Genomic DNA, 7,186 nt, shown 5'->3' on the forward strand with positions numbered 1-7,186 from the left:
GATTCCGCAGGTTGGCGTAGCCTCACTTTTGTGGAGGTCATGCGGCTGGGACTGGTTCCCTATGACGATGCCTGGCGGCTCCAGCGTTGCCTGGCCGACCGGCGGATCGCCGCCGAAGTGGACGACACGCTGATCCTCCTGGAACACCCCGGCGTCTACACTGCCGGTCGCCGCACCCAGCCATGGGAGCGGCCCGTTGACGGCACCCCGGTGGTGGACGTCGACCGGGGCGGGAAAATCACCTGGCACGGGCCGGGCCAGCTCGTGGGCTACCCGGTCGTGCGCCTGCCCGAACCGCTGGACCTGGTGGCCTACGTCCGCACGCTGGAGGCCGGGTTGATCGCCGCCTGCGCCGACCTCGGCTTGGCGACCACACGGGTGGCCGGGCGCACCGGCGTGTGGACCACCGACGGTGAGCGCAAGATCGCGGCGATCGGCGTCCGGGTCCGACGCCGGGTCGCCTACCACGGCTTCGCCCTCAACTGCTGCCCGGATCTGACCGCCTTCACCCGCATCGTCCCCTGTGGGATCACCGACGCCGCAGTGACCAGCCTGAGCCGGGAGCTCGCACGGACCGTGACCCTCCCCGAGGCCCTGCCTATCGTGGAAGACCACATGGTCGACGTGCTGAGCGCCTTCACGACACGCACCACGGTGCCACGGACCCTACCGGTGTCGACATCCGGATCCCACAAGCCGGTTCGGGGGACCGAGGCAGTGCGAGAGGCGGAGATGTCAGGGTGACCGCGGTGACACCCGAGGGCCGGAAGTTGCTGCGCCTCGAGCTGCGCAACGCGGCCACGCCGATCGAGCCCAAGCCGCCGTGGATCCGGACCCGGCTACGGACCGGTCCACACTACTCCGAGGTCCTGGGGCTCGTCCGCGACAAGGGCCTGCACACGGTGTGTGAGGAGGCCGGGTGCCCGAACATCTACGAGTGCTGGGAGGACCGGGAGGCGACCTTCCTCATCGGCGGGGACGTGTGTACCCGGCGTTGTGATTTCTGCCAGATCGATTCGGGGCGACCGGCGACGGTCGACCCCGACGAACCGCGCCGGGTCGCCGACTCCGTCCATGCCATGGGGCTGCGCTACGCGACCGTGACCGGGGTCGCACGCGATGACCTACCCGACGGCGGGGCCTGGCTGTACGCCCAGACGGTCCGCGAGATCCACGCACGGTGCGGCGACGTCGGCGTCGAACTGCTGATCCCCGACTTCCACGCCCGGGCCGAGCAGCTCGCCGAGGTGTTCGGGGCGACTCCCGAGGTACTCGCGCACAACATCGAGACGGTGCCGCGGGTGTTCCGCCGGATCCGGCCGGGGTTCGGTTACGACCGGTCGCTGGACGTTCTGCGGGCCGCCCGCGCGGCCGGCCTGGTGACCAAGTCCAACCTGATCCTCGGGCTCGGCGAGGAACCCGCCGAAATCCTCGCGACCATGGCGGACCTGCTCGACGCGGGCTGCGAGCTGCTGACGATCACGCAGTACCTACGGCCCAGCCCACGTCATCACCCGGTGCAGCGCTGGGTGCGCCCCGAGGAGTTCGCCGAGCTGCGGGACGAGGCCGAGCGGATGGGGTTTGCCGGGGTGCTGTCGGGTCCGCTGGTCCGGTCGTCCTACCGCGCGGGCCGGATGTACCGGCAAGCTGTCGAGCAGCGCGCCATCGTCGGGCGCTGAGCGCACCCGGCCGACACAATTATTACCCAGAGTAGCCACTGCGATGGTGCACACGTCCCGGCGGAACTAGGCTCACCGGAAAGTCACTCGTCCGCAACACGTGGATGAAGGTCGAGACCATGATTGACAATGCCTACGACCGGTCCGGGAGGTCTGTGTGGTCGTGTTGAGGTCACTTCTGACCGCGATTGAAGAACTCACCCTCCTGCTGCTGCCACACGGCGGCCAGCGAACCGCGCGCCGCAACGCATGGCGTGCCGCTGTCGATCTTCATGTGGGGGTCGACCAGCACGCCGAGGCCCCGTTGACGGTCGGCCGCATCCCACCACAGACCGGGGGTCGGCTCGCGGTCGCCGCCGAGCGCTGACCAATCGATCACGAAACAGGCAATCACGAAACCGCCGATCATCGCATGGCGAAGACCACGGTAGGGGCATCGTCCGCGCGGGGTCGTAGGCTCGCGGTCATGGCACGCAGGAACAGGTCCGGCAGTGACTCGCCGAGCACCGGTACGACGAAGGCCGGTACGGCGAAGGCCGGTACGGCGAAGACAGCACCGACGAAGACAGCACCGACGGGGCGCAAGCGACAGGCGGACGCCGGCGACGGCGCGGCCAAGCCGAGTCGCCTCGCACAGATCAGGACGGTGTACCGGCTCACCCGAGAACGTGATCCCCGCGCGCTCTGGTGGTCGCTTGTCGGTCTTGTTGTACCCATTGTCCTTGCGACGCTGCTCGGCGTGCTGGTCGGACCGCTGTGGATGTGGCTGCCCATCGGGATCATGGTGGGCCTTGTCAGCGCCATGAACATCTTCAGCCGACGTGTGCAGCGGACGGCCTATGCCGAAATGGAGGGCCAGCCCGGCGCGGCAGCCGGAATCGTCGAACGCATGCGTGGCGACTGGCGACTCACGCCTGCTGTCGCGATCAACCGCCACCAGGACGTGGTACACCGCGTGGTCTGTCGAGCCGGTGTCGTGATCATTGCTGAGGGACGGGGACGCGGACAACGGGAGCTTCTCGGAAACGAGGTGCGACGCATCCGCAAGGTGATCGGCGAGGCCCCCGTCCACGACATTGTGATCGGCACCGGGCCTGGCGAGACGCCCCTACCCAAGCTGCAGGGAACCCTCATGCGGCTGCCCCGTACCCTACGACGGGGCGAGGTCGACCCCATCGAGCGACGGTTGCGGGCGGTGACCGCACCGGTCCTGCCCATCCCCAAGGGGCCGATCCCCCGCAATATCCCCCGCGGCGGGAAGATCCGGTAATTTTCTGACTATCGTGCGGGCTCGCGAACGATCACGGTGCCGGCAGCACGATCGTGGGTGCCGCGCAGGTCGCGGTCCCAGATGAAGGCCGGGACGAGCAGGCCGAGAAGCACGGTACGGACGGCTGCCCACCACCATCGCGGCCGGCCGTGGTCGCTCACCCGAATGACGCGGGCGCCGACCACGCGCATCCCGATGGTCTGCCCGTTCGCCGCGATCAGGACGAACTCCTCCAGCAGAAACGCAAGGTAGACGGCGAGCCCGCGGGCATCGACCGAGTAGCGGACCCCGAAGAGCACCGGTACGCCCACCAGCAGGTTGGCCACGACGGCGTCCACCGCGAACGCAGCCAACCGGTGGCCGAAACCCACCACGGCACCAGGGCCTTCCCCCGGTAGGCCGAGCCGTACACCGGGGGGTGTGTCCCGGGGTAGTTGCGGACCTTCCAGCCAGGTTCCGAGAGCGCGTCCCACGGCGCAAGCGTATGCCCCGCGGACACCCCGGGCTTTCAATCACTGAGAGTAACAAATCAGGGCCATGTTACTGCCACGAAACGCCTTCATCATGCTGACGGAACCATATGGGGTTACGGTCCGCATCGGGTCATGGCGTATCCTTCCTATCCACACAGCCATGAAGCTTCCCTGGAGGGTGGATGTTCACAAACGCCGAAGACGTACTTCGCTACATCGCGGACGAGGGCGTTGAGTTCGTCGACGTCCGCTTCTGTGACCTTCCTGGAATTATGCAGCACTTTACGATCCCGACCGAGGTCTTCGCCGAGTCCGTGTTCACCGAAGGTCTGATGTTCGACGGGTCCTCGATACGTGGCTTCCAGGCGATCCACGAGTCGGACATGCTGCTCCTACCCGACCCGAGCACGGCCTTCGTCGATCCGTTCCGCGAACACAAGACGCTCGCGATGACCTTCTTCATCCATGACCCGATCACGAAGGAGGAATACTCCCGCGACCCGCGCAACACGGCGAAAAAGGCCGAAGCCTACCTGCGCGGGACGGGTTTCGCGGACACCGCCTACTTCGGCCCGGAGGCCGAGTTCTACATCTTCGACGACGTTCGTTACGACTACAACCCGTACGGTTCCATGCACGCCGTCGACTCCGTCGAGGCAGCCTGGAACACTGCCCGCAAGGAAGAAGGCGGGAATCTCGGCTACAAGCCCAGGTTCAAGGGTGGCTACTTCCCGGTACCCCCGACCGACCATTTCACCGATCTGCGCTCGGAGATGGTGCGGGCGCTGTTCCGCGCCGGTATCACCGTCGAGATGCAGCATCACGAGGTGGGGACCGCCGGGCAGGCCGAGATCGACATCCGGTACAGCACGCTCCTGCGGACCGCCGACAACCTGATGCTCTACAAGTACATCATCCGCAACGTCGCGCTGTCCCGCGGCAAGACCGTGACGTTCATGCCGAAGCCGCTGTTCCAGGACAACGGCTCGGGCATGCACGTCCACCAGAGCCTCTGGCAGGGTGACGAACCTCTCTTCTACAGCGAAAACGGCTACGGCGGCCTGTCCGAGCTGGCCCGGCACTACATCGGTGGGCTGCTGCACCACGCGCCGGCACTACTGGCGTTCACCAACCCCACCACGAATTCCTACCGGCGCCTGGTGCCGGGCTACGAGGCGCCGGTCAACCTCGTCTACTCGGCGCGCAACCGTTCGGCGTGCTGTCGCATCCCGCTCAGCGGCGTCTCGCCCAAGGCGAAGCGGATCGAGTTCCGCGTGCCCGACCCGAGCTGCAACCCCTACCTGGCCTTCGCCGCCATGCTGATGGCCGGTCTGGACGGCATTCGCAACAAGATCGAACCGCCGGACCCGATCGACAAGGACCTCTACGATCTGCCGCCCGACGAACTGGCCGCGGTGCCGCAGGTGCCGGGATCACTGGAGAAGGTACTCGACGCCCTCGAAGCCGACCACGACTTCCTGACCGAGGGCAACGTGTTCACGCCCGATCTGATCGAGACATGGATCGACTACAAACGCGTCAACGAGGTTGACGCCATCCGCCTGCGCCCCCACCCCTACGAGTTCCAGCTCTATTACGACATCTGACGCCAGACATCGGCCGGCGGACATCCGAACCAGGGACATCCGACCGGCGATAGCGGGGAACAGCGGCACGTCGATCGGCGCCCGGTTCGCGGAAAGCCGCGGGTCGGGCGCTGTCGTGCGCATGGGACACCGTTCCCGGCTGAAGGGCCGCATAGCCGACGGTGTGGAGGACTTTGTTCCCGGATCCCGGGAAGCACGTGCGGAAGGCCCGAAAACTGAACTGTCCGGCAACGCGTGATTGACCGAAAATTTACCGTGGTGGAACTGTGGGGAAACTGGACACGACGAAGATCCGGACGGACCCTCGTGTCACCCGCGGCCGGGGTCGAGCAATCCACAGGCACGCGATGAGACACTCCGCTATGTGCCACTCCAACCACGGGGAGTATGAGTGAGTTACCAGGCCGAGTACATCTGGATCGACGGCACCAAGCCGGAACCCCTGATGCGGAGCAAAACCCGCATCGTTGCCGACGGCAGGGAACCCGACATCTGGGGCTTCGACGGCTCGAGCACCAACCAGGCACCTGGATTCAACTCGGACTGCGTCCTGCAGCCGGTGTTCACCTGCCCGGACCCCCTTCGCGGTGGGGCCAACGTCCTGGTGTTGTGCGAGGTCGCGCTGACCGACTTCACCCCGCACCCGACCAACACCCGTGCCTTCTGCCGGCAGGCAGCCGAGAGGTACGCCGACCAGGCCCCCATGTTCGGAATCGAGCAGGAGTACACCTTTTTCCAGAACGGCCGGCCGCTCGGCTGGCCGGAGGTGGGCTTTCCGGCCCCGCAGGGTCCCTACTACTGCGGTGTCGGCGGCGAGAAGATGGTCGGTCGTGCCATCGTCGAGAAGCACACGCAGGCATGCCTCGACGCGGGCCTGGCAATCGAGGGCACCAACGCCGAGGTCATGATGGCCCAGTGGGAGTTCCAGATCGGGGTACTTCCGCCCCCCGCCATCGGCGACCAGATCTGGATCGGCCGCTGGTTGCTCCACCGGGTGGCCGAGGACTTCGACGTCACCGTCTCGTTCGCGGCGAAGCCCATCCCCGGCGACTGGAACGGCGCCGGCGCACACACCAATTTCTCCACCAAGGCCACGATGGAGAGCTGGGACGCCATCGTCACTGTATGTGAGGCACTTGGTACCCGGGTGCTGGAGCACGTCAAGAACTACGGCGACGGGATCGAGAAGCGCCTGACCGGTCAGCACGAGACCGCGCCGTACGACACCTTCTCCTGGGGTGCCTCCGACCGCGGCGCGTCGGTCCGCATCCCATGGGCGGTGGAAAAGGCCAAGAAGGGCTGGATCGAGGACCGTCGTCCCAACGCCAACATGGACCCGTACCTGGTCACCGGCCTGATCGTCGACACCTGCTGCAGTGCTCTGGCCGGCGCGAGGCCGACCCTGGCCATCCCAGGCCAGAAGGACACGGCCGAGACCACGGTCACGGCCTGATCTGTGTCACCATCCTGATCTGTACCATGATCGCGGATCGCGGGACCCCGTGCCACGCCCAAGGCGTTGCACGGGGAAAGCCCGCTATCCGGTGGATGACCCGTCCGCCCCTTCGCGGGCGAAGAGCGTCTCAGCCACCGCACGTGCACCCGCAGCCATCCGCCGGTAGTCGCCGAGCAGCGCCTCGGCCTGCTCCGCCGGATAGCCGACCGCCCTCGCGACCTGGGCCAGCGCCCGCGGTGCATGTGGCAGCACGTCGCCGGGACGCCCCCGGGTCAGTGTGATCGCGTTACGGAGCCGGGATGCCATGGTCCACGCGTCCGACAAGATCGCCGCCTGCGCCGGGTCGAGCAGGCCGGTGGCCGCGGCGGCCCGAAGGCCTGCAAGCGTTGACGTCGTGCGCAGCACCGGTAGTGCCTGGGCGTGACGCAGCTGCAGCACCTGCACCACCCACTCGACGTCGGTGAGACCACCAGGCCCGAGTTTGAGGTGCAGGGAACGGTCGACACCCCGTGGGATGCGCTCGGTCTCCATTCTGCCGCGTAGCCTGACGACCTCGGCCACGGCATCGGGTGGCAGGAATGGCGGATAGCGGATCTCATCAACCCAGGCACGGAACCGGTCACCCAGCTCCGCGTCACCGGCAACCGGCCGCGCCCGCAACAGCGCTTGGGTCTCCCAACCCGCTGACCACCGGCGAAAGT

7 protein-coding genes and 1 pseudogene are annotated in these 7,186 nt (G+C 66.9%); 5 read left to right on the forward strand and 3 right to left on the reverse strand.

What is annotated here, in order from left to right:
- Window positions 1-39: 39 nt before the first annotated feature.
- A complete protein-coding gene (gene lipB / locus U9979_RS17695; RefSeq protein WP_416220247.1) occupies window positions 40-744 on the forward strand; it encodes a lipoyl(octanoyl) transferase LipB in 705 nt (234 codons plus the stop codon).
- Window positions 741-1,679: a lipoyl synthase gene (gene lipA, locus U9979_RS17700; protein ID WP_322780255.1), complete on the forward strand. Its 939-nt coding sequence runs from the start codon at window positions 741-743 to the stop codon at window positions 1,677-1,679. The genes lipB and lipA overlap by 4 nt, the downstream gene beginning before the upstream one ends.
- A gap of 172 nt (window positions 1,680-1,851) precedes the next feature.
- Here the strand turns inward: lipA and U9979_RS17705 are convergent, their stop codons facing one another.
- Window positions 1,852-2,088: a hypothetical protein gene (locus U9979_RS17705; RefSeq protein WP_322749058.1), complete on the reverse strand. Its 237-nt coding sequence runs from the start codon at window positions 2,086-2,088 to the stop codon at window positions 1,852-1,854.
- 57 nt (window positions 2,089-2,145) lie between these two features.
- Between U9979_RS17705 and U9979_RS17710 the strand changes: the two genes are divergently transcribed.
- Window positions 2,146-2,949 carry a DUF4191 domain-containing protein gene (locus U9979_RS17710; RefSeq protein WP_322749059.1) on the forward strand — a complete coding sequence of 268 codons (804 nt, stop codon included), beginning with the start codon at window positions 2,146-2,148 and terminating at the stop codon, window positions 2,947-2,949.
- An 8-nt stretch (window positions 2,950-2,957) separates the two neighbouring features.
- Here the strand turns inward: U9979_RS17710 and U9979_RS17715 are convergent, their stop codons facing one another.
- On the reverse strand, window positions 2,958-3,422 hold the full coding sequence (locus U9979_RS17715; protein WP_322749060.1) for an RDD family protein: 465 nt from the start codon (window positions 3,420-3,422) through the stop codon (window positions 2,958-2,960).
- A 182-nt stretch (window positions 3,423-3,604) separates the two neighbouring features.
- On the opposite strand from U9979_RS17715, the gene glnA reads away from it, so the two are divergent.
- Together glnA and glnII are read left to right on the forward strand one after the other, a co-directional pair.
- Window positions 3,605-5,029: a type I glutamate--ammonia ligase gene (gene glnA / locus U9979_RS17720; protein WP_322755521.1), complete on the forward strand. Its 1,425-nt coding sequence runs from the start codon at window positions 3,605-3,607 to the stop codon at window positions 5,027-5,029.
- Window positions 5,030-5,420: 391 nt separating this feature from the next.
- Window positions 5,421-6,482, forward strand: coding sequence for a glutamine synthetase GlnII (glnII, locus tag U9979_RS17725; protein WP_322780256.1), 1,062 nt, complete (start codon window positions 5,421-5,423; stop codon window positions 6,480-6,482).
- A gap of 84 nt (window positions 6,483-6,566) precedes the next feature.
- Here glnII and U9979_RS17730 read toward each other — a convergent pair.
- Window positions 6,567-7,186 (reverse strand): annotated as a pseudogene (locus U9979_RS17730) (bifunctional glutamine-synthetase adenylyltransferase/deadenyltransferase); the annotation flags it as partial.

The organism is Protofrankia sp. Cas4, assembly GCF_963555915.1.
Lineage (GTDB): Bacteria > Actinomycetota > Actinomycetes > Frankiales > Frankiaceae > Protofrankia.